Source organism: Streptomyces sp. NPDC004539 (assembly GCF_040610055.1).
In the GTDB taxonomy this organism is placed as follows: Bacteria; Actinomycetota; Actinomycetes; order Streptomycetales; family Streptomycetaceae; genus Streptomyces.
The window spans coordinates 24570-47149 of sequence record NZ_JBEXLS010000018.1; the positions used below are offsets into that span (position 1 = coordinate 24570).

15 protein-coding genes are annotated in these 22580 nt (G+C 70.3%); 13 read left to right on the forward strand and 2 right to left on the reverse strand.

Features of this window, described 5'->3' with window-relative positions; translation table 11 throughout:
• Window positions 1-117 precede the first annotated feature (117 nt).
• Complete coding sequence (gene uvrA, locus ABZX85_RS31565) at window positions 118-3102, forward strand: excinuclease ABC subunit UvrA (protein ID WP_355875999.1); 2985 nt, start codon at window positions 118-120, stop codon at window positions 3100-3102.
• 146 nt (window positions 3103-3248) lie between these two features.
• Here the strand turns inward: uvrA and ABZX85_RS31570 are convergent, their stop codons facing one another.
• A complete protein-coding gene (locus ABZX85_RS31570) occupies window positions 3249-4160 on the reverse strand; it encodes a carbohydrate kinase (protein WP_355876002.1) in 912 nt (303 codons plus the stop codon).
• A 1320-nt stretch (window positions 4161-5480) separates the two neighbouring features.
• On the reverse strand, window positions 5481-6434 hold the full coding sequence (locus tag ABZX85_RS31575) for a hypothetical protein (RefSeq protein ID WP_355876005.1): 954 nt from the start codon (window positions 6432-6434) through the stop codon (window positions 5481-5483).
• 278 nt (window positions 6435-6712) lie between these two features.
• Here ABZX85_RS31575 and uvrC point away from each other — a divergent pair, with 278 nt between their 5' ends.
• The 12 genes from uvrC (at window position 6713) to pgi (ending at window position 22202) form a co-directional block, all read left to right on the forward strand.
• Window positions 6713-8707 carry an excinuclease ABC subunit UvrC gene (uvrC, locus tag ABZX85_RS31580; protein WP_355876008.1) on the forward strand — a complete coding sequence of 665 codons (1995 nt, stop codon included), beginning with the start codon at window positions 6713-6715 and terminating at the stop codon, window positions 8705-8707.
• Window positions 8704-9639: an RNase adapter RapZ gene (rapZ, locus tag ABZX85_RS31585; RefSeq protein ID WP_355876011.1), complete on the forward strand. Its 936-nt coding sequence runs from the start codon at window positions 8704-8706 to the stop codon at window positions 9637-9639. Before uvrC ends, rapZ begins: the two co-directional genes overlap by 4 nt.
• Window positions 9636-10703 carry a uridine diphosphate-N-acetylglucosamine-binding protein YvcK gene (yvcK, locus tag ABZX85_RS31590; protein ID WP_355876014.1) on the forward strand — a complete coding sequence of 356 codons (1068 nt, stop codon included), beginning with the start codon at window positions 9636-9638 and terminating at the stop codon, window positions 10701-10703. The genes rapZ and yvcK overlap by 4 nt, the downstream gene beginning before the upstream one ends.
• A complete protein-coding gene (gene whiA, locus ABZX85_RS31595) occupies window positions 10694-11683 on the forward strand; it encodes a DNA-binding protein WhiA (RefSeq protein WP_355876017.1) in 990 nt (329 codons plus the stop codon). The genes yvcK and whiA overlap by 10 nt, the downstream gene beginning before the upstream one ends.
• A gap of 274 nt (window positions 11684-11957) precedes the next feature.
• Entirely contained in the window at window positions 11958-14909 is a 2952-nt protein-coding gene (locus tag ABZX85_RS31600; RefSeq protein ID WP_355876020.1) for a M14 family zinc carboxypeptidase, read from the forward strand.
• 237 nt (window positions 14910-15146) lie between these two features.
• Complete coding sequence (gene gap, locus ABZX85_RS31605; protein ID WP_355876023.1) at window positions 15147-16157, forward strand: type I glyceraldehyde-3-phosphate dehydrogenase; 1011 nt, start codon at window positions 15147-15149, stop codon at window positions 16155-16157.
• A gap of 128 nt (window positions 16158-16285) precedes the next feature.
• Window positions 16286-17497, forward strand: a complete 1212-nt coding sequence (locus ABZX85_RS31610) for a phosphoglycerate kinase (protein WP_355876026.1) — start codon at window positions 16286-16288, stop codon at window positions 17495-17497.
• 5 nt (window positions 17498-17502) lie between these two features.
• Entirely contained in the window at window positions 17503-18279 is a 777-nt protein-coding gene (gene tpiA, locus ABZX85_RS31615; RefSeq protein ID WP_355876029.1) for a triose-phosphate isomerase, read from the forward strand.
• A gap of 98 nt (window positions 18280-18377) precedes the next feature.
• A complete protein-coding gene (gene secG / locus ABZX85_RS31620; RefSeq protein WP_355876032.1) occupies window positions 18378-18614 on the forward strand; it encodes a preprotein translocase subunit SecG in 237 nt (78 codons plus the stop codon).
• A gap of 199 nt (window positions 18615-18813) precedes the next feature.
• On the forward strand, window positions 18814-19149 hold the full coding sequence (locus ABZX85_RS31625) for an RNA polymerase-binding protein RbpA (protein ID WP_355876035.1): 336 nt from the start codon (window positions 18814-18816) through the stop codon (window positions 19147-19149).
• 128 nt (window positions 19150-19277) lie between these two features.
• Window positions 19278-20504: an MFS transporter gene (locus ABZX85_RS31630; protein WP_355876038.1), complete on the forward strand. Its 1227-nt coding sequence runs from the start codon at window positions 19278-19280 to the stop codon at window positions 20502-20504.
• A 48-nt stretch (window positions 20505-20552) separates the two neighbouring features.
• Window positions 20553-22202 carry a glucose-6-phosphate isomerase gene (gene pgi / locus ABZX85_RS31635; RefSeq protein ID WP_355876041.1) on the forward strand — a complete coding sequence of 550 codons (1650 nt, stop codon included), beginning with the start codon at window positions 20553-20555 and terminating at the stop codon, window positions 22200-22202.
• The last annotated feature ends 378 nt before the right edge of the window (window positions 22203-22580 follow it).

Below are 22580 nucleotides of genomic sequence, written 5' to 3' on the forward strand. Positions count from 1 at the left end.
TGGTCGGGGATTGTTCGCAACCCGTGAATCCGACCGGCGTTGTCAGAGGCTCCCCCTAGTCTGGGAAAGACGGGGGCCCCGCCCCTGTCACTTCTCTCAAGAAAGGTGCGGACCGGCGTGGCCGACCGTCTCATCGTCCGTGGCGCGCGCGAGCACAATCTGAAGAACGTCTCGCTCGACCTGCCCCGTGACTCGCTCATCGTCTTCACGGGCCTGTCCGGTTCGGGCAAGTCCTCCCTGGCCTTCGACACGATCTTCGCGGAGGGCCAGCGCCGCTACGTGGAGTCCCTCTCCTCGTACGCCCGCCAGTTCCTCGGCCAGATGGACAAGCCCGACGTCGACTTCATCGAGGGCCTCTCCCCGGCCGTCTCGATCGACCAGAAGTCGACCTCGCGCAACCCGCGCTCCACGGTCGGCACCATCACCGAGGTCTACGACTACCTGCGGCTCCTGTTCGCCCGCATCGGCAAGCCGCACTGCCCGCAGTGCCACCGCCCGATCTCGCGCCAGTCGCCCCAGGCCATCGTCGACAAGGTCCTGGAGCTCCCCGAGGGCAGCCGCTTCCAGGTCCTCTCGCCGCTCGTGCGCGAGCGCAAGGGCGAGTTCGTCGACCTCTTCGCCGACCTCCAGACCAAGGGCTACTCCCGCGCGCGGGTCGACGGCGAGACGATCCAGCTCTCCGAGCCGCCCGTCCTGAAGAAGCAGGAGAAGCACACCATCGAGGTGGTCATCGACCGCCTCACCGTCAAGGACAGCGCCAAGCGCCGCCTCACCGACTCCGTCGAGACCGCCCTCGGCCTCTCCGGCGGCATGGTCGTCCTCGACTTCGTCGACCTCCCCGGGGACGACCCCGAGCGCGAGCGCATGTACTCCGAGCACCTGTACTGCCCGTACGACGACCTCTCCTTCGAGGAACTGGAGCCGCGCTCCTTCTCCTTCAACTCCCCGTTCGGCGCCTGCCCCGAGTGCAGCGGCATCGGCACGCGCATGGAGGTCGACGCCGAGCTGATCGTCCCCGACGAGGACAAGTCGCTCGACGAGGGAGCCATCCACCCCTGGTCCCACGGTCACACGAAGGACTACTTCGGCCGCCTGGTCGGCGCCCTCGCCGACGCCCTGGGCTTCCGCACCGACATCCCCTTCGCCGGGCTCCCGCAGCGCGCCAGGAAGGCCCTGCTGTACGGGCACAAGACCCAGATCGAGGTCCGCTACCGCAACCGCTACGGCCGCGAGCGGGTCTACACGACCCCCTTCGAGGGCGCCGTCCCGTTCGTGAAGCGCCGGCACGGCGAGTCCGAGAGCGACGCCAGCCGCGAGCGCTTCGAGGGCTACATGCGCGAGGTCCCCTGCCCGGTCTGCGAGGGCACCCGCCTCAAGCCGATCGTCCTCGCGGTCACGGTCATGGGGAAGTCCATCGCCGAGGTCTCCGCGATGTCCATCAGCGACTGCGCGGACTTCCTGGGAGAACTGCGGCTCGACGCCCGCGACAAGAAGATCGCCGAGCGCGTCCTCAAGGAGGTCAACGAACGGCTGCGGTTCCTGGTCGACGTCGGCCTCGACTACCTCTCGCTCAACCGCGCGGCCGGCACCCTCTCCGGCGGCGAGGCCCAGCGCATCCGCCTCGCCACCCAGATCGGCTCCGGCCTCGTCGGCGTCCTCTACGTCCTCGACGAGCCGTCGATCGGTCTCCACCAGCGCGACAACCACCGGCTCATCGAGACCCTCGTCCGGCTGCGCGACATGGGCAACACCCTCATCGTCGTCGAGCACGACGAGGACACGATCAAGGTCGCCGACTGGATCGTCGACATCGGCCCCGGCGCCGGTGAGCACGGCGGCAAGGTCGTCCACAGCGGCTCCCTGAAGGAGCTGCTCGACAACACCGAGTCGCAGACCGGCCAGTACCTCTCGGGCCGCAAGGCCATCCCGCTGCCGGACATCCGCCGCCCCCGCGACCCCGCCCGGCAGCTCACGGTCCACGGCGCCCGCGAGAACAACCTCAAGGACATCGACGTCTCCTTCCCGCTCGGCGTCTTCACCGCCGTCACGGGCGTCTCGGGCTCCGGCAAGTCCACCCTGGTCAACGACATCCTGTACACGCACCTGGCGCGCGAGCTGAACGGCGCGAGGAGCGTCCCCGGCCGGCACACACGGGTCGACGGCGACGACCTCGTCGACAAGGTCGTCCACGTCGACCAGTCGCCCATCGGCCGCACCCCGCGCTCCAACCCGGCGACCTACACGGGCGTCTTCGACCACATCCGCAAGCTGTTCGCCGAGACCACCGAGGCGAAGGTCCGCGGCTATCTGCCGGGCCGCTTCTCCTTCAACGTCAAGGGCGGTCGCTGCGAGAACTGCGCGGGCGACGGCACGATCAAGATCGAGATGAACTTCCTCCCGGACGTCTACGTCCCGTGCGAGGTCTGCCACGGCGCCCGGTACAACCGGGAGACCCTGGAGGTCCACTACAAGGGCAAGTCCATCGCCGAGGTCCTGAACATGCCGATCGAGGAGGCCACGGCCTTCTTCGAGGCGGTCCCCTCGATCGCCCGCCACCTCGGCACCCTCAAGGACGTCGGCCTCGGATACGTCCGCCTCGGCCAGTCCGCCACCACGCTCTCCGGCGGCGAGGCCCAGCGCGTCAAGCTCGCCAGCGAGCTCCAGCGCCGCTCCACGGGCCGGACGGTCTACGTCCTCGACGAGCCGACGACCGGTCTGCACTTCGAGGACATCAGCAAGCTCCTGAAGGTCCTCTCCGGCCTCGTCGACAAGGGCAACTCGGTCATCGTCATCGAGCACAACCTCGATGTCGTCAAGACCGCGGACTGGGTCGTCGACATGGGCCCCGAGGGTGGCGCGGGCGGCGGTGTCGTGGTCGCCGAGGGAACGCCCGAGGACATCGCGGCGGTCCCGTCCAGCCACACCGGCAAGTTCCTGCGCGAGATCCTCGGCGCCGACCGTGTCAGCGACGCGGCGCAGGTGAAGGCCCCGCGCAAGGCGGCGGCGAAGAAGGCGGCCCCGGCCAAGGCTCCGGCGAAGAAGACCGCCGCCGCCAAGAAGGCCGCCCCCGCGAAGAAGACGACGCGAGGCGGCAAAAGCTGACGTGCCACGCGAAACTGCGTGAAGCGGAAGCGAGAAAAGAAAAAGCAAAAAACCGGCGCCTCGCGGGAACTTCCCGCGAGGCGCCGCCCGTTCTCAAGACAGCTGCTTGACAACGCCACAGAGTGCGCGTCAGAACAGAGCGTGTGTCAGAAACCCTCCAGCTCGGAGGGGTACGGCGGTTCCGCCCCCGCCCGTGAGCAGGTCAGGGCCGCCGCCCGCGCGGCGAACCCCAGCAGGCGCTGCCACCCGTCGCGGCCCAGTGTCCCGAGGGCCTCGGCGGACAGCGCCCGCATCTCCGAAAGCCCGTGCAGCAGCGCCGCGTTCACGGTGTCCCCGGCGCCGATGGTGTCCACCACCTCCACCTTCTCGCCGGGCACCGCGTACACCTTCCCGTCCGGGGTGAACACGGACATCCCGTCCCCGCCGTGCGTGACGACGACGGCCGCTGGTCCGGCGGCCAGCAGGTCGAGCGGGGTGCTCGCCAGCCAGCGCATGTCGTCCTCGGAGAGCTTGAGGAGGGTGACGTGGGGCAGCCAGCCGTGGAACCGGGCGCGGTAGGCGTCCGGTTCGGAGATCAGGCCCGGGCGGATGTTCGGGTCGAGGAGGGTGAACAGGCCCTTCTCGGAGGCGTCGCGCATCAGCCGCTCGTAGGCGCTCGCCCCCGGTTCCAGGACGAGCGAGCAGGTGCCGAAGGACACGGCCTCCGTCCCCGGGGGCAGTTCGGTCGGCGCCGTGAAGAGGCGGTCGGCGGTGCCGGCGACGTAGAAGGAGTAGACGGCCGCGCCCTCCTCGTCCAGGGTCGCGGCGGCCAGCGTGGTCGGCTCCGGACCGCGCTGCACGTGGGAGACGTCCACCCCCGAGGCACGCAGGCCCTCCAGCAGCGCGTCCCCGAAGGCGTCGGTGGAGGTGCGGGAGAGGAACGCGGTGCGGGAGCCGAGGCGGCCCAGGGCCACCGCGGTGTTGTAGGGGCCTCCGCCGAGCGCCGGCTGGAGCCCGGCGAGGGCACCCTCGCCGAGCGGGACCAGGTCGATCAGGGCTTCTCCGGTGACGACGATCACGAGACGGTTCCTCTCTGACGGCACACGGACCGCTCACCGGCCGGGGCCGGTCCGGGGTGGCCGCACGAGGTGCGGGGGCGAATACGGGAGGGGACGGACGGGGGAGGGATGGTACATCCCGGAACGGTTCAGGGGGGTGGGCGCGGGCGGGAAGCGGACAGGGGTGGGCGGGGGAGCGGGCGGGGCGAGCTGACGATGGGTGCCGGGGCGACTGGGCGATCCGGGCTCGGCGGCTGCTCGGGGCGGGCGGGGCGTGGGTGTTGGTCCGGGGTGAGGGGGGCTTGCTCGGACGGGGTGAACTACCCATGAGGGCGGGGCGATACCGGGTACCCGGCCAGGGGGACGAGCTGTGGGGCTGGGGGAGACGCCGGGTGCCAGGCGGGGGTCGGCTGGGCTGGCAGGGCAGGGCCGGCCGGGCTGTCAGGGGTGGCGCTGGGGGAGCTGTCAGGCAGGGGCGACTGGGCGGGGTCGACCGGGTTGGCAGGGTCGGCTCGCCTCAGCCGTCGAGGCGGGCGGGACCGAGTTGTCGGCAGGACCGGGGCACCACGTCGGCAGGGCAGGGGATCGCGTCGGTGGACCGGGGACCGCATCGGGCAGGCCAGGGCAGCGGCGCCGGGTGGGTCGGGACAGTGCGGGTCGGGACAGTGGCGTCGGCCGGAACCGAGTCCCCGACCCTGCTGCCGCTCCTGCCTCAGTCTCCCGCCCCCACCAGCCAGCTCCCGGCTCGCCTCCCGTAGCTCCCCCACCCCGGGCTCCCACCCCGGCCCCGGCCCTGCCCTCACCTCCGGTCCCCCCTCCCGTCCTCACTGCCCAGCCCCGGCTCCCACCCCAACCCCCGGCCCCCACCCAGGCCCACAGCTCCCACCCCCGAGCCCAGCCCGAGCATCCCGGCTCCCCCCTCCTGCCTCCCGCCTCTCGGCCTCTGCCCTCATCCCGGGCCCCGGCTCCCGTCCCGGCCTCCGCCGTCATCCCGGGCCCCGGCTCCCGTCCCGGCCTCCCGCCTTTCGGCTTCCGCCCTCACTCCGGACCCCGGTTCCCGCCCCGGCCCACCGACTCCCGCCCCCTCCTAGCTCCCGTCCTCGCTCCGGGCCCCGGCCCTCGCCCTCGCTCCCACCCTCCGCCTCCTGCACTCCTGCCTCCCGCCTCTCGGCCTCTGCCCTCACTTCGGGCCCCGGCTCCCGTCCCGCCCTCAGCTCTCATCCCGGGCCCCGGCACCCGTCCCGGCCTCCGCCGTCACCCCGGGCCCCGGCTCCCACCCCGCCCTCGGCTCTCTCACCCCCGAGCCCAGCCCGAGCCACCAAGCCCCCGCCCCACCTCCCCTTACTCCCAGTCCCACCCGATCCCCACGATCCCCGTGCGCAGGCGGGGTTCCACCAGGTGGACCGAGTGGTGGGTGTCGCTGAGGGGGAGGGACTGGCGGCCGGTGCGGGGGGCCGCGTAGGAGTGCTGGGTGAAGCGGTGGCAGCGGGCGGGCAGGGCGTGCTCGTCGAACTGGATCTGGAGGACGTACTGGCCCCCCGCCAGATTGACGTCGTGGACGTACTCGCGGGAGGCGCCGGCGGTGCCGTCCTCCACGTCGTAGCGGAAGAGGAACGTGTCGCCGGGCCGCAGCCGGGTGTCGAAGAGGAGCTCGGCGACGAGGATGCCGGTCTCCTGATGGTGGCGGACCCGCCCGGTGCGGCAGTTCTCCAGCGCCCGCACCCGCATCAGGTCCGGCGCGCAGCCGGGGTCCCCGTGGTGGACGGCCATGAACCGGTCGACACCGTCGCGGTGGGCGCGGACGATGTGGTGGGCCTCCCGGCTGAGCAGCTCGCGCCCGGCGCCGATACGGACCCGCTCGTGGTGGCCGATGGTCTGGAGGCCGGGGTCGAGGGGGCAGTCCAGGTCGGTGAGGAGACTCTCCAGGACGTCGGTGGCCTGGAGGAGCGCGCGGTAGGAGCGGGCGGCGGGGCGGTCGGCGGAGGTGTCGCCCTCGGCCTCCGCGAGCAGCCGGATCAGGGACTCCTCCGGAAGATGGAGGATCTCCTCCAGCGCGCGGACGGCGCGCAGGGACTCCGGGCGCTGAGGACGGCGGGCGCCCTGCTGCCAGTAACTCAGGCTGGTCACGCCGACTCTGACGCCGTAGCGGGAGAGATGGTGCTGGACGCGTTGCAGCGGCAGGCCGCGGGCGGCTATCGCGGCTCTGAGGGCGACGTGGAAGGGGCCGCCTCGCAGGGCCGTGTCCAGTTCCGCTGTGACGTCGGAGGGGCCCGCGTGCTGTGCGGTGTGCGGCATGGAGGGGCCTTTCTGTGAACAACGGCTGGTCAGACCGTTCGCATGGATCGGGGCCTCCCCGATGACGCAGGAGGGTTTTTCTTCCTCTTCCTACGGCTCACCCGTACGACGCTGTTCACGGCCCCGAGTTCCCCCGCATTGAAGCGTGTCGATCTGGCGGCGACAACAGTTGTGACGGGGGTCGGTGCGAGGGGTGGCCGAGACGTGCCGCCGGGGCGGGGAGCGGGCGTCTTCTCGCGGACACCTGACTGTCGGTGGGCGACAGTAGGGTGGGGTGTATGGCCGATCCCTCCAGCTACCGCCCGAAGCCGGGTGAGATCCCGGAGTCCCCGGGGGTGTACAAGTTCCGCGACGAGCACCGGCGGGTGATCTACGTCGGGAAGGCGAAGAGCCTGCGCCAGCGGCTGGGGAGTTACTTCCAGGACCTGTCGGGCCTGCATCCGCGTACGCGGACGATGGTGACGACCGCCGCCTCGGTGGAGTGGACCGTGGTGTCCACGGAGGTCGAGGCGCTCCAGCTGGAGTACTCCTGGATCAAGGAGTACGACCCGCGGTTCAACGTGAAGTACCGCGACGACAAGAGCTACCCGTACCTCGCGGTGACGATGAACGAGGAGTACCCCCGGGTCCAGGTGATGCGGGGTCAGAAGAAGAAGGGCGTGCGGTACTTCGGCCCGTACGGGCACGCGTGGGCCATCCGGGACACGGTGGACCTGCTGCTGAGGGTGTTCCCGGTGCGGACGTGCTCGGCGGGCGTCTTCAAGAACGCCGCGCGGACCGGCCGGCCCTGTCTGCTCGGGTACATCGGGAAATGCTCGGCGCCGTGCGTCGAGAAGGTCTCCGCCGAGGAGCACCGCGAACTGGCCGAGGAGTTCTGCGACTTCATGACGGGCCGGACGGGGACGTACCTGCGCCGCCTGGAGAAGCAGATGGTGGCCGCGGCCGACGAGATGGAGTACGAGCGGGCGGCCCGCCTGCGGGACGACATCGAGGCCCTGAAGAAGGCCATGGAGAAGAACGCGGTCGTGCTCGCGGACGCGACCGACGCCGACCTGATCGCCGTCGCGGAGGACGAGCTGGAGGCGGCCGTCCAGATCTTCCACGTCCGGGGCGGCCGGGTGCGCGGGCAGCGCGGCTGGGTCACCGACCGGGTGGAGGCGGTCACCACCGCCGGCCTCGTGGAGCACGCCCTCCAGCAGCTCTACGGGGAGGAGACGGGGGACTCGGTGCCGAAGGAGGTGCTGGTCCCCGCCCTCCCGGAGCCCGTGGAGCCGGTCCAGGAGTGGCTGACCGGGCGGCGCGGCGCCGGCGTCTCCCTGCGCATCCCGCAGCGCGGCGACAAGCGGGCCCTGATGGAGACGGTCGCGCGCAACGCCCAGCAGGCCCTGGCCCTGCACAAGACGAAGCGCGCCTCGGACCTCACGACCCGCTCCCGCGCGCTGGAGGAGATCGCCGAGGCCCTCGGCCTGGACAGCGCGCCCCTGCGCATCGAGTGCTACGACATCTCCCACCTCCAGGGCGACGACGTCGTGGCCTCCATGGTCGTCTTCGAGGACGGGCTGGCCCGCAAGAGCGAGTACCGCCGCTTCCAGATCAAGAGCTTCGAGGGCCAGGACGACGTCCGCTCGATGCACGAGGTGATCACCCGCCGCTTCCGCCGCTACCTCGCGGAGAAGGAGCGCACCGGCGAGTGGACCGACGAGGACGGCCCGGCCGACGCCTTCACGGAGGAGGACGGCCGCCCGAAGAAGTTCGCCTACCCCCCGCAGCTCCTCGTGGTCGACGGCGGACAGCCCCAGGTCGCCGCCGCCAGACGCGCGCTGGACGAGCTGGGGATCGACGACATCGCGGTCTGCGGACTGGCCAAGCGCCTGGAGGAGGTCTGGCTCCCGCAGGACGACGACCCGGTGGTCATGCCACGTACCAGCGAGGGCCTGTACCTTCTGCAACGCGTGCGCGACGAGGCGCACCGGTTCGCGATCACCTATCAGCGCACCAAACGGGCCAAGAGGTTCCGCGCGGGCCCGCTGGACGACGTACCCGGACTGGGCGAGACCCGTAAACAGGCGCTGATCAAGCACTTCGGCTCGGTGAAGAAGCTGCGTTCCGCAACGATCGACCAGATCTGCGAGGTTCCGGGCATAGGTCGTAAGACGGCCGAAACCATCGCCGCGGCTCTCGCACAGGCGGCCCCCGCGGCACCCGCCGTGAACACGGCCACGGGAGAGATCATGGAAGACGACGTACGTCAGGAACGGGGACAGGAGCCATGAACGAGCACGAGAAGCATCAGGAAGTAGCACCGGTGAGTACCGAAACCCCAACGCCCAAGACCTCCGACGCGGCGATCCCCGAGCTGGTGATCATCTCCGGCATGTCCGGAGCCGGCCGCTCCACGGCCGCGAAGTGCCTGGAGGACCTCGGCTGGTTCGTCGTCGACAACCTGCCGCCCGCCCTGATCCCCACCATGGTGGAGCTGGGCGCCCGCTCCCAGGGGAACGTGGCCCGGATCGCGGTCGTCGTCGACGTCCGCGGCCGGCGCTTCTTCGACAACCTCCGGGAGTCCCTCGCCGACCTGGAGTCCAAGCACGTCACCCGGCGGATCGTGTTCCTGGAGTCCTCGGACGACGCGCTGGTGCGCCGCTTCGAGTCGGTGCGCCGCCCGCACCCCCTCCAGGGCGACGGCCGCATCGTCGACGGCATCGACGCCGAGCGCGAACTGCTGCGCGAACTGCGCGGGGACGCCGACCTGGTGATCGACACCTCCAGCCTGAACGTCCACGAGCTGCGCGCCAAGATGGACGCCCAGTTCGCGGGCGAGGAGGAGCCCGAGCTGCGGGCCACGGTCATGTCGTTCGGCTTCAAGTACGGCCTCCCGGTGGACGCCGACCTGGTCGTCGACATGCGCTTCCTGCCCAACCCGCACTGGGTCCCGGAGCTGCGCCCCTACACCGGCCTCAACGAGGAGGTCGCGGCGTACGTCTTCAACCAGCCCGGCGCGAAGGAGTTCCTCGACAGGTACGCCGAGCTTCTCCAACTGATTGCCGCGGGCTACCGTCGTGAGGGCAAGCGGTACGTGACCATCGCCGTCGGCTGTACCGGCGGCAAGCACCGGTCCGTGGCGATGTCGGAGAAGCTCGCCGCGCGACTCGCGGCCGAGGGCGTGGAGACGGTGGTCGTACACCGGGACATGGGACGGGAATGACAGGACGTACTCCGCGGCTGGGCCGGCTGCGCAGGGGGGTGCCCGAGGGGCGGGCGGGCCGGCCGGTCGAGGTGCGCGGGGCGCGGCCCCGCCGCCGGGGCACACAGCCCAAGGTCGTCGCGCTGGGCGGCGGGATGGGCCTGTCGGCCTCGCTCGCCGCGCTGCGCCGGATCACCGGCGACCTCACGGCCGTCGTCACCGTCGCCGACGACGGCGGCTCCAGCGGCCGGCTGCGGGACGAGCTGGGGGTGCTGCCCCCCGGCGACCTGCGCAAGGCGCTCGCCGCGCTGTGCGGGGACGACGACTGGGGGCAGACCTGGGCCAGGGTCGTCCAGCACCGCTTCCAGTCCCAGGGCGAGATCAACGGCCACGCGGTCGGCAACCTCCTGATCGTCGCCCTGTGGGAGCAGCTCGGCGACCACGTCCAGGCCCTCGACCTGGTCGGCAAGCTCCTCGGGGCGCACGGCAGGGTGCTGCCGATGTCGGCGGTCCCGCTGGAGCTCCAGGCGCTCGTCAAGGGCCACGACCCGGGCCGCCCGGACGACGTGGACACCGTACGCGGCCAGGCGACGGTGGCGCTGACGCCCGGGGAGGTGCAGTCCGTGCACCTCGTGCCGAACGACCCGCCCGCCGTGCCGGAGGCCGTGGAGGCCGTCCGGGACGCCGACTGGGTGGTTCTCGGACCCGGTTCCTGGTTCTCCTCCGTCATGCCCCATCTGCTGGTCCCGGAGCTGGTGGAAGCCCTGACGGAGACCAAGGCGCGCCGGGTGCTCTCGCTGAATCTCGCCCCCCAGCCGGGCGAAACAGACGGGTTCTCACCGCAGCGTCATTTGGAGGTTTTGGGGCGACACGCCCCTAAACTCGCCCTGGACGTGGTGCTGGCCGACGAGGCCGCCGTGCCCGACCGCGAATCCCTGACCGACGCCGCCAAACCGTTCGGGGCCGCGGTCGAGCTGGCGCCGGTGGCCCGGCCCGACGGGACTCCGCGGCACGACCCGGAGCTGCTGGCCGCCGCGTACGACCGTATTTTTCGGATGCATGGAAGGATCGGCCCATGGCGATGACGGCAGCGGTGAAGGACGAGATCTCCCGGCTCCCCGTCACCCGGACCTGCTGCAGAAAAGCGGAGGTCTCGGCCATCCTGCGGTTCGCCGGCGGCCTGCACCTGGTGAGCGGGCGGATCGTGATCGAGGCGGAGCTGGACACGGCGATGGCGGCCCGCCGGCTCAAGCGGGACATCCTGGAGATCTTCGGGCACAGCTCGGAGCTGATCGTGATGGCCCCCGGCGGGCTGCGCAGAGGCTCGCGGTACGTCGTGAGAGTCGTCGCCGGCGGGGATCAGCTCGCGCGCCAGACGGGCCTCGTGGACGGCCGGGGCCGCCCCATCCGGGGACTCCCCCCGCAGGTCGTCTCCGGGGCCACCTGTGACGCCGAGGCGGCCTGGCGCGGGGCCTTCCTCGCGCACGGCTCGCTCACCGAGCCGGGCCGCTCCTCCTCCCTGGAGGTGACCTGCCCCGGCCCCGAGGCCGCGCTCGCGCTCGTCGGCGCCGCCCGCAGGCTCTCCATCGGGGCGAAGGCCCGCGAGGTGCGCGGCGTGGACCGCGTCGTCGTCCGCGACGGGGACGCGATCGGCGCGCTGCTGACCCGGCTCGGGGCGCACGAGTCGGTGCTGGCCTGGGAGGAGCGCCGGATGCGGCGCGAGGTCCGCGCCACCGCGAACCGCCTCGCCAACTTCGACGACGCGAACCTGCGCCGCTCGGCGCGTGCCGCCGTCGCCGCCGGGGCCCGGGTGCAGCGCGCCCTGGAGATCCTCGGCGAGGAGGTCCCCGAGCACCTCGCCGCCGCGGGCCGGCTGCGCATGGACCACAAGCAGGCGTCCCTCGAGGAGCTCGGCGCGCTCGCCGACCCCCCGCTCACCAAGGACGCCGTCGCCGGCCGTATCCGCCGCCTCCTCGCGATGGCGGACAAGCGCGCCACCGACCTCGGCATCCCCGGTACGGAGTCCAGCCTCAGCGACGAGATGGCCGACAACCTCGCGGGCTGACCCGGCCCGCGCACCGGACCGCTTGCCGTGGGGGCAAGCGCGCCCCGAAGGACCCCAGGCGTCGCCGTCCCCGGCGGCGCCTTTCGGCTGCCCCCGTCCCAACACCCTCACCACCAACACCCCCGGCCCCCAACCTCCATGACAATCCGTCACTTCCCCCTCGAGAATTGACCCGTACGTGTGACTTGCCCCTGAGGCGCCCTTGACGGGGGATCTGAGTGTCATGAGCCTGGCACGTGTTCATGGATGTCGTGGACCAGGGCTAGGGGAGTTCATGAGACGCAGAGCGAGATCGATCCTCGCCGTAGGCGCGTTGCTGGCGGGTGGAGCCGTCGTCGCGCCGATCGCGCAGGCGCAGCCGGGGGAGGCCAGGGGCGGGGACGAGGTCAAGGTCTTCCACGCCGAGGTCACGAAGGCCCAGGTGCCGTTGCTGCTCGCGGCGGGCCAGGACGGGCACGAGCTGAGCGAGACCGTGCCGGAGCAGGGCAAGGCCACCGTCGAGGTCTATCTGACCGACGGCCAGGCCAAGGCGCTGGAGGGACAGGGCGTCGGCCTCACCGAGCACAGCCTCTCCGCCAGGGCCGAACGCCGGGTCGAGGCCGCGTCGGACGGGGTGTTCCGGCCGTACAGCGGAAGCGGCGGGCTGAAGGAGGAGATCGTCAGGGCCGGGCAGCAGAACCCCGGCCTCACGAAGGTCGTCTCCATCGGCAAGACGATCAACGGCCAGGACATCCTCGCGCTGAAGCTCACCAAGGGCGCCAAGCAGAGCAAGGACGGCAGCAAGCCGTCCGTCCTGTACGTCTCCAACCAGCACGCGCGCGAGTGGATCACGCCGGAGATGACCCGCCGGCTGATGCACTACTACCTGGACAACTACAAGACCGACAAGCGGATCAAGAAGCTCGTCGACTCGACCGAGCTGTGGTTCGTGCTGTCGGCCAACCCCGACGGCTACGACTACACGTTCAAGGACCCCGCGAACCGCCTGTGGCGCAAGAACCTGCGGGACGTCAACGGCGACGGCGTCATCTCGACCGGTGACGGCGTCGACCTGAACCGCAACTTCTCCTACAAGTGGGGCTACGACGACGAGGGTTCGTCCCCGAACCCCACGAGCCAGACCTACCGCGGCGCGAGCCCCTCCTCCGAGCCCGAGACGAAGGCGCTCGACGCGTTCGAGAAGCGGATCGGCTTCACGTACGGCATCAACTACCACTCCGCGGCCGAACTCCTGCTGTACGGCGTCGGCTGGCAGGTCGCCACGAACACCCCGGACGACGTCGCCTACAAGACGCTCGCCGGCACCCCCGACAACTCGGCGGTCCCCGGCTACCACCCGCAGGTCTCCTCGGAGCTGTACACCACCAACGGCGAGGCGGACGGCCACGCGTCGAACGTCAACGGCGTCGCGATGTTCACCCCCGAGATGTCGACCTGCCAGACGGCCTCCAACATCGACCCGAACGACCAGTGGAACGCGGCCGACTGCCAGTCCGTCTTCAACTTCCCGGACGACGAGAAGCTGATCCAGGACGAGTTCGCGAAGAACGTCCCGTTCGCGCTCTCGGTCGCCGAGTCCGCCGCGACCCCGGACCAGCCGAAGTCCTCCGTCGGCCTCACCGCCGCCGACTTCACGCTCGCCCCCTTCACCACCTCGTACTCCCGCGGCGCCGACCAGGAGGTCTCCGTCGTCGCCCGCAGGGCCCTGCGCGACAAGCAGCTCAAGTACCGCGTCAACGGCGGCCGTACGCACGGCACGTCGCTGAAGGCGTGGAAGGGCGGCGAGACGTACGGAGGCGAGGACAACCTCTTCTTCGACGAGTACCGGGCGAAGGTCAAGGACGGTGACCCGGGCGACAAGGTCGAGGTGTGGTTCACCGGCACCACGAAGGCCGGGAAGCGCGTCTCCAGCGGGCACTTCACCTACACGGTCGCCCCGCGCGCCAAGGCCGACACCCTCGTCGTCGCCGAGGAGGGCGCCAAGGCGGCGCAGGCCCAGCTGTACGTCGACGCGCTGAAGGCCAACGGCCGCAAGGCGGTCGTCTGGGACGTCGCGACGCAGGGCGCGCCGGACGCGCTCGGGGTGCTCAAGCACTTCCGTACCGTCGTCCACTACACGGGCGCGGCCGTCCCCGGCAACCCGACGCAGCTCCAGCTGCGGGCCTTCCTCAACGAGGGCGGCAAGCTCGTCGAGGCCGGCGAGCGGGCCGGCGGCGCGGTCGACCTCGGCGACGGCACCCCCTCCGACGACTTCAGCCAGTACTACCTGGGCGCCTACTCGCGGACGTCCGTCGCCGGGGCCAGCGGCTTCACCGGCTCCGGCAGGCTGAACGGCTTCTCCGGACTGCTGGCCGGCGCCCCGGGCAACCCGCTCGACCAGGCGGGCACCTACGGGGTCACCTCCGACGAGCTCCCCGCCGCGACCTACCCCCAGTTCGCGAGCGCGGGCGCGGGCCAGTACGCCGGGACCGTCAACCCGTACGGGCCGTACTCGGGGTCGTACATGGCCGCGGCCGTGCACACCGACGACGCCTACAAGCGGCTGACCCGGACCGTCGACCTCACCTCGGTCACCGCGGCCCAGGCGCCGACGCTGCGGGCCCGGCTGTTCTGGGACACCGAGCCGGGGTACGACAACGCGATCGTCGAGGCGCGCACCGCCGGCGGCGACGACTGGACGACCCTCCCCGACAAGGGCGGCGCGACCAGGACCGCCGTACCGGCGGAGTGCGGGGCGGGCTTCTACATCGGGGAGCACCCCTGGCTGAAGCACTACCTGACCCTGACGGGGACCTCCTGCACCGCCTCCGGGACCTCCGGCGCGTGGAACGCCTTCACCGGCACCTCCAGCGGCTGGCAGCAGGTCGAGTTCGACCTCGCCCCCTACGCCGGGAAGAAGGTCGAGCTGTCGTTCGCGTACGTCACCGACCCCGGCACCGGCGGCCACGGCGTGCTCCTGGACGACGCCTCGCTCGTCCTGGGCAACACGGCCACCGAGACCGAGGGCTTCGAGTCCTCGCTCGGCGCCTGGCAGGTCACCGGGCCCCCGGCGGGCAGCCCGGCCGTCCTGAAGGACTGGGCGCGCACCGGCGCGCTCTTCCAGACGTACGGCGCCGTCACCACCGACGACACCGTGCTGCTGGGCTTCGGGCTGGAGCACCTGACCACGGCCGCGGAGCGCAAGGCGCTCATCGGAAAGGCCCTCGCCTCACTTGAGAGGCGATGAGAGGTCCGGGCGGCCCGGTCAAGGGCGACCTGTGACTCGTAACCGAATCGTGTGAAAAGGTTTCCCGAGTCCTGGCGGTCCGTACCCCTACTGGGGGGTACGGACCGCCTCGCCGCGTATGCCACGACTCGATGTCACCGCCGACCGCATCGGGAGGTAGGGTCGTGGGTGGTCGGGGACATCCCAAACTCAGCTCGCCGGCGACGAAGGCCGGCGTACCAACGAGGAGATCGGTTCGTGACGATCCGCGTAGGCATCAACGGCTTCGGCCGCATCGGCCGCAACTACTTCCGCGCGCTGCTGGAGCAGGGTGCGGACATCGAGATCGTGGCGGTCAACGACCTGGGTGACACCGCGACCACCGCTCACCTGCTCAAGTACGACACCATCCTGGGCCGCCTCAAGGCCGAGGTGTCGCACACCGAGGACACCATCACGGTCGACGGCCACACCATCAAGGTCCTCTCCGAGCGCAACCCCGCCGACATCCCGTGGGGTCAGCTGGGCGTCGACATCGTCATCGAGTCGACCGGCATCTTCACGAAGAAGGCCGACGCCGAGAAGCACCTCGCGGGCGGCGCGAAGAAGGTCCTCATCTCGGCCCCGGCCAAGGACGAGGACATCACGATCGTGATGGGCGTCAACCAGGACAAGTACGACGCGGCCAACCACCACGTCATCTCCAACGCCTCCTGCACCACCAACTGTGTGGCGCCGATGGCCAAGGTTCTGGACGAGAACTTCGGCATCGTCAAGGGCCTGATGACGACGGTCCACGCGTACACCAACGACCAGCGCATCCTGGACTTCCCGCACTCGGACCTGCGCCGCGCCCGCGCCGCCGCCGAGAACATCATCCCGACCACGACCGGTGCCGCGAAGGCCACCGCCCTGGTCCTGCCCCAGCTCAAGGGCAAGCTCGACGGCATCGCGATGCGCGTCCCGGTCCCCACCGGCTCCGCCACCGACCTGGTCGTCACCCTCCAGCGCGAGGTCACCAAGGACGAGGTGAACGCCGCGTTCAAGAAGGCGTCCGAGGACGGCGACCTCAAGGGCTACCTGGCCTACACCGAGGACGAGATCGTCTCCTCGGACATCGTCAGCGACCCGGCCTCCTGCACCTTCGACTCCTCCCTGACCATGGTCCAGGAGGGCAACACGGTGAAGATCCTCGGCTGGTACGACAACGAGTGGGGCTACTCCAACCGCCTCGTCGACCTCACGGTCTTCGTCGGCGGCCAGCTCTGATCACCGCCTGACAGGCATCCCGATGTGAACGCAGGGCCCGGGGCAGCAATGCGATGAAGCGCTGCTCTGGGCCCTGACGTGCGTCACCGCACCTCTACGATCAAGAGCCCCTCTCCCTGGAGACTGCATTGAAGACGATCGACGATCTCCTCGCCGAAGGCGTGTCCGGCAAGCGTGTCTTCGTGCGCGCCGACCTCAACGTCCCGCTGGCCGACGGTCGCATCACCGACGACGGCCGTATCCGCGCCGTCCTGCCGACCATCAAGGCCCTCGTCGAGGCGGACGCCAAGGTCGTCGTCGCCTCGCACCTCGGCCGCCCCAAGGGCGCCCCCGACCTCGCGTTCTCGCTGCTGCCCGCCGCCGAACGGCTCGGCGAGCTGCTCGGCGCGCCCGTGGCCTTCGCCCAGGACACCGTCGGCCCCGCCGCCCACGACGCCGTGAACGGCCTCGAACCCGGCCAGGTCGCCGTCGTCGAGAACCTCCGCTTCAACGCGGGCGAGACCGCGAAGGACGACACCGAGCGCGGCGAGTTCGCCGACCAGCTCGCCGCCCTCGCGGACGTCTACGTGGGTGACGGCTTCGGCGCCGTCCACCGCAAGCACGCCTCCGTCTTCGACCTCCCGGCGCGGCTCCCGCACTACGCGGGCTACCTCATCGCCACCGAGGTCGGCGTCCTGAAGAAGCTCACCGAGGACGTCGCCCGCCCCTACGTCGTCGCGCTCGGCGGCTCCAAGGTCTCCGACAAGCTCGCCGTCATCGACGAGCTCCTCGGCAAGGCCGACCGCATCCTCATCGGCGGCGGCATGGCCTTCACCTTCCTCAAGGCCCAGGGCCACGAGGTCGGCGCCTCGCTGCTCCAGGAGGACCAGATCCCGGCTGTCACCGAGTACCTGGAGCGCGCCGAGAAGCTGGGCGTCGAGCTGCTGGTCCCGGTCGACGTCGTCGTCTCCACCGCCTTCCCGGACCTCAAGGCCAAGGCGCCCACCGAGCACACCGTCGTCGACGCGAACGGGATGCCCGAGGGCAGCCTCGGCCTGGACGTCGGCCCGGGGACCGGTGTGCTGTACGCGTCCAAGCTCGCCGACGCCGCGACCGTCTTCTGGAACGGTCCCATGGGCGTCTTCGAACACCCCGACTACGCCGAGGGCACCAAGGCCGTCGCCCAGGCACTCATCGACTCGGACGGCTTCACCGTCGTCGGCGGTGGAGACTCCGCCGCCGCCGTACGCACCCTCGGCTTCGACGAGAACGCGTTCGGCCACATCTCGACCGGCGGGGGCGCTTCCCTCGAATACCTGGAGGGCAAGACGCTCCCCGGTCTCGCCGCACTGGAGGACTGACCCCGATGACCACCCGCACGCCGCTGATGGCGGGCAACTGGAAGATGAACCTCAACCACCTCGAGGCCATCGCCCACGTCCAGAAGCTCGCCTTCGCCCTGGCCGACAAGGACTACGAGGCCGTCGAGGTCGCCGTCCTCGCGCCCTTCACCGACCTGCGCTCCGTGCAGACCCTGGTCGACGGCGACAAGCTGAAGATCAAGTACGGCTCCCAGGACATCTCCGCGCACGACTCCGGCGCCTACACCGGCGAGATCTCCGGCCCGATGCTCGCCAAGCTGAAGTGCGCGTACGTGACCGTCGGCCACTCCGAGCGCCGCCAGTACCACGCCGAGGACGACACCGTCGTCAACGCCAAGGTCAAGGCCGCCTACAAGCACGGGCTCACCCCGATCCTGTGCGTCGGCGAGGAGCTGGACGTCCGCGAGGCCGGCAACCACGTCTCCCACACCCTCGCGCAGGTCGAGGGCGGGCTGAAGGACGTCGCCGCCGAGCAGGCCGAGACCGTCGTCATCGCCTACGAGCCCGTCTGGGCCATCGGTACCGGCAAGGTCTGCGGCGCCGACGACGCGCAGGAGGTCTGCGCCGCGATCCGCGCGAAGCTCGCCGAGCTGTACGACCAGGAGCTGGCCGACAAGGTCCGCATCCAGTACGGCGGTTCCGTCAAGTCCGGGAACGTCGCCGAGATCATGGCGCAGGCCGACATCGACGGCGCGCTGGTCGGCGGGGCCTCCCTGGACGCCGACGAGTTCGTCAAGATCGTGCGCTTCCGGGATCAGTGAGTAGGCCCTAGGCGCTATCCGTCGTACCCTTGCGGGGGCAATGGGGTCGTTCTCCGTTGCCCCCGTCAATGTCCGAGTCCGAGGAAGTTGGTCCAGCCGTGGTTTTGGGGTTCTCGATCGCCCTGATCGTCTTCAGCCTGCTGCTGATGCTGCTCGTGCTGATGCACAAGGGGAAGGGCGGCGGCCTCTCCGACATGTTCGGTGGCGGTATGCAGTCCTCCGTCGGCGGCTCCTCGGTCGCCGAGCGCAACCTCGACCGCATCACCGTCGTGGTCGGTCTGCTCTGGTTCGCCTGCATCATCGTCCTCGGTCTTCTCATGAAGACGAACAGCTGAGCGGCGTCCCGCAGCACATCACGCACACAAGGCCCCATGTTCGGTACGCGCCCTGGAGCGCGGCCTATCATGGGGCTTGCGTCTGTGTGCGGTAACTCCAATCACTGGACGCGCGTTGGGCCTTACGTAGACTGAGGCGCTCGCAGCGGAGCGAAACGCCGACTCGCTTCGCGGCACCATCACGCAGGGAGTTACGACCGTGGCAAGTGGCAACGCGATCCGAGGAAGCCGGGTCGGGGCGGGGCCGATGGGCGAGGCCGAGCGGGGCGAGTCCGCGCCCCGGCTGCGTCTCTCCTTCTGGTGCTCCAACGGGCATGAGACGCAGCCGAGTTTCGCGAGTGACGCGCAGGTGCCGGAGACGTGGGACTGTCCTCGGTGCGGGTTCCCTGCGGGGCAGGACCGGGACAATCCGCCGGCTCCGCCGAAGACGGAGCCGTACAAGACGCATCTCGCGTATGTGCGGGAGCGGCGTAGTGATGCTGATGGTGAGGCGATCTTGGCGGAGGCTCTCGCCAAGTTGCGGGGGGAGATTTAGTCCACTGTGGGTGCCGTGGTCTGTTGTTTGTGGGCTGCGGCGCCGTCGTGGGTTTTGCGCAGTTCCCCGCGCCCCTGAGGGGCGTCATCTGAACCTGCGTTGTCAGTGGGCGTCTTTACTGTTTGGGCATGACTGGGTTCTGGTTGTTGTGGTCCGCGGCTGTGGTGTCGCGGTTTGGGGATGCTCTGCGGGGTGCGGCTTTGCCGTTGGTGGCTGTGCGGCTTACTGATGATCCGTTGGTTGTCGCCTCGGTCACCGCTTGTGGGTATGTGCCCTGGTTGTTGTTCGGGTTGGTCGGTGGGGCTGTCGCGGATCGGGTGGATCAGCGGCGGGCCATGTGGGTGGTGGATGTGGTGCGGGGGGTGCTGGTCGCGGGGTTCGCGGTGGCGGTGGGGGCGGGGGAGGCTTCCGTCGGGTTGTTGCTCGGGCTGGCGTTCGCGCTGACGTCGCTTCAGACGCTCTTCGACAATGCCGCCACCGCGCTGTTGCCCGCGGTGGTGGGGAAGGAGCAACTCGGGGGCGCCAACGCCCGGTTGATGACTGGTCAGCAGGTGGCCGGGGGGTTGGTGGCCGCTCCTGTGGTGGCGTTGCTCGTGGGGGCGGGGGTGGCTGTGCCGTTCGTGGTGGATGCCGTCACCTACTTCGTCGCCGCCGGGCTCATCGCCTCGCTCGGGGTGCGGCCTCCCGAGAGAGAGCCACGCGCAGCGGGAAGCACCCTGCGCGGCGAGATCGGGGAAGGGGTGCGGGTGTTGTGGCGGGACCCGGTGCTGCGGGGGGCCTCGGTGGCGAACCTGCTGTGCAACGTGGGGATGAGCGCGCTGATCGCGACGCTGGTGCTGCATGTGACGCGGTGGCTGGACGCGGGGGACGCCGGGTACGGGGCGGTGCTGACGGCGTTCTCCGTGGGGGCGATCGCCGGGGGGTTCGTCGCGCAGCGGATCGGGCGGTGGCTGGGGCGGGCTCGGGCGTTGATGGTGTGCGGGGCGGTGCAGGTGGTGGCGCTCGGGTGCGTGGGGTCGGTGCGGCATCTGGTGGCGGCGGTCGGCGGGATGCTGGTGTTCGGGGTGATGAACATGGTGTGGAACGTCAACGAGGTGACGCTCACTCAGGAACGCAGCCCCGAGGGGATGTTGGGGCGGATCTCGGCCGCCGGACGGACCGCCGCGTACGTCGGCACGCCGTTCGGGGCGCTGCTCGGCGGGGTCGTCGCGCGGGCGTTCGGGCTCAACGTGCCGGCGCTGATGGCGGCCGTGCTCGTGGGGCTCGCCGTCGTCTCGTTGATACCCGCGGGCAAGGCGGACGTACCTGTTGGTGCGTCGCGCGACGGCGTGACGACGGGGCGGGTGCCGGGCTGATCACCTAGGTTGGCATCCGTACGGCAGCTCAGGAAAGGCGAGTTCGAGATGAACGCAGACGGCAGGCTCCGGCTCAACCAGTTGCCCGAGTGGGCGGCTCTCGTCAAGCACCGCGAGGAGTGGGGCGGGACCGGGCTGCGGGAGCTGTTCGACGCCGACCCCGGGCGGGGGGAGGGGTACCGGCTGCGGGTGGGGGATCTGTACGTCGACTACTCCAAGCACCTCGTGGACGGCGAGACGCTGGCACTGCTGCGTGAACTCGCCGCCGCCACCGATGTGTTCGGGCTGCGGGACGCGATGTTCCGGGGCGAGCGGATCAACGTCACCGAGGACCGTGCCGTCCTGCACACGGCGCTGCGGGCGCCCCGGGACGCCGTGGTCGAGGTCGACGGGGAGAACGTCGTGCCGGGTGTGCACGCCGTGCTCGACAAGATGGAGGGGTTCGCCGAGCGGGTCCGCGGCGGTGAGTGGACCGGACACACCGGGCGCCGTATCCGCAACGTCGTCAACATCGGGATCGGGGGGTCCGACCTGGGGCCCGCGATGGCGTACGAGGTGCTGCGCAGCTTCACCGACCGGGCGCTCACCGTGCGGTTCGTGTCCAACGTCGACGGGGCCGATCTGCACGAGGCCCTGCGGGATCTGGACGCCGCCGAGACGCTGTTCATCGTCGCGTCCAAGACGTTCACCACGATCGAGACGATCACCAACGCGACGTCCGCGCGGGCCTGGCTGGTGGAGGCGCTGGGGGACGACGCCGCTGTCGCGAAGCACTTCGTCGCGCTGTCGACCAACGCGGGGAAGGTCGCCGAGTTCGGGATCGACACGGTCAACATGTTCGAGTTCTGGGACTGGGTCGGCGGGCGGTACTCCTTCGACTCCGCGATCGGGCTGTCGCTGATGATCGCGGTCGGGGGTGCGCGGTTCCGGGAGATGCTGGAGGGGTTCCGGATCGTCGACGAGCACTTCCGGAGTGCGCCGGCCGAGTCCAACGTGCCGTTGCTGCTGGGGTTGTTGGGGATCTGGTACGGGAACTTCCACGGGGCGCAGTCGCATGCGGTGCTGCCGTACTCGCATTACCTGTCCAAGTTCGCGGCGTATCTTCAGCAGCTCGACATGGAGTCGAACGGGAAGTATGTCGGGCGGGACGGGCGTGAGGTCGAGTGGGAGACCGGGCCCGTGGTGTGGGGGACGCCGGGGACGAACGGGCAGCACGCGTACTACCAGTTGATCCATCAGGGGACGAAGCTGATTCCCGCCGACTTCATCGGGTTCGCCGAGCCGGTGGGGGAGATGAGTGGGGCGCTCAAGGCGCAGCACGATCTGCTGATGGCCAACTTCTTCGCGCAGACGCAGGCGTTGGCCTTCGGCAAGACGCCGGACGAGGTGCGGGGGGAGGGGGTTGCCGAGGAGTTGGTTCCGCACAAGACGTTCAAGGGGGATCATCCGACGACGACGATTCTCGCGCGTGAGTTGACGCCGTCCGTTCTCGGGCAGCTCATCGCGCTGTACGAGCACAAGGTGTTCGTCCAGGGGGCCGTGTGGGGGATCGACTCCTTCGATCAGTGGGGGGTCGAGCTGGGCAAGGTGCTCGCGAAGCGGGTGGAGCCGGCGTTGACGGAGGGGGTTGAGGTGGCGGGGCTGGACTCCTCCACACGGGCCCTCGTGGGGACGTATCGGGAGCTTCGGGGGCGCTGAGTTCGGCTACGGGGGTGGGGGGTTCTGTTGCGGGCCGGCTGCGGGTCAGCTGTGGCTGGTCGCGCAGTTCCCCGCGCCCCTGAGGTGGTTGCGGTGCGCTGTCGTTTTGTCTTTTGATGCAACCTGTTGAGTGGTTCTGGCATCTGGTGAGGTGCCGGGATTACTTCAGGGAGGGGTTGTTGTGAGAAGAGTTGGTTGGTGGGGAGGCGTGGTGGCTGGGGTGGGGGTGGTGGGTTTGGTTGCTGGGCCTGCTTATGCCAAGGGGGACATCGGTGTTTCCGCGCCTCGGGTCGCCGCGGTGGGGAAGGCGTTCAAGGTCAGTGCGCACGGGGATGACGATGCGGCGCGGTATCTGCGGATATGTGTCGAGGAGCGGAT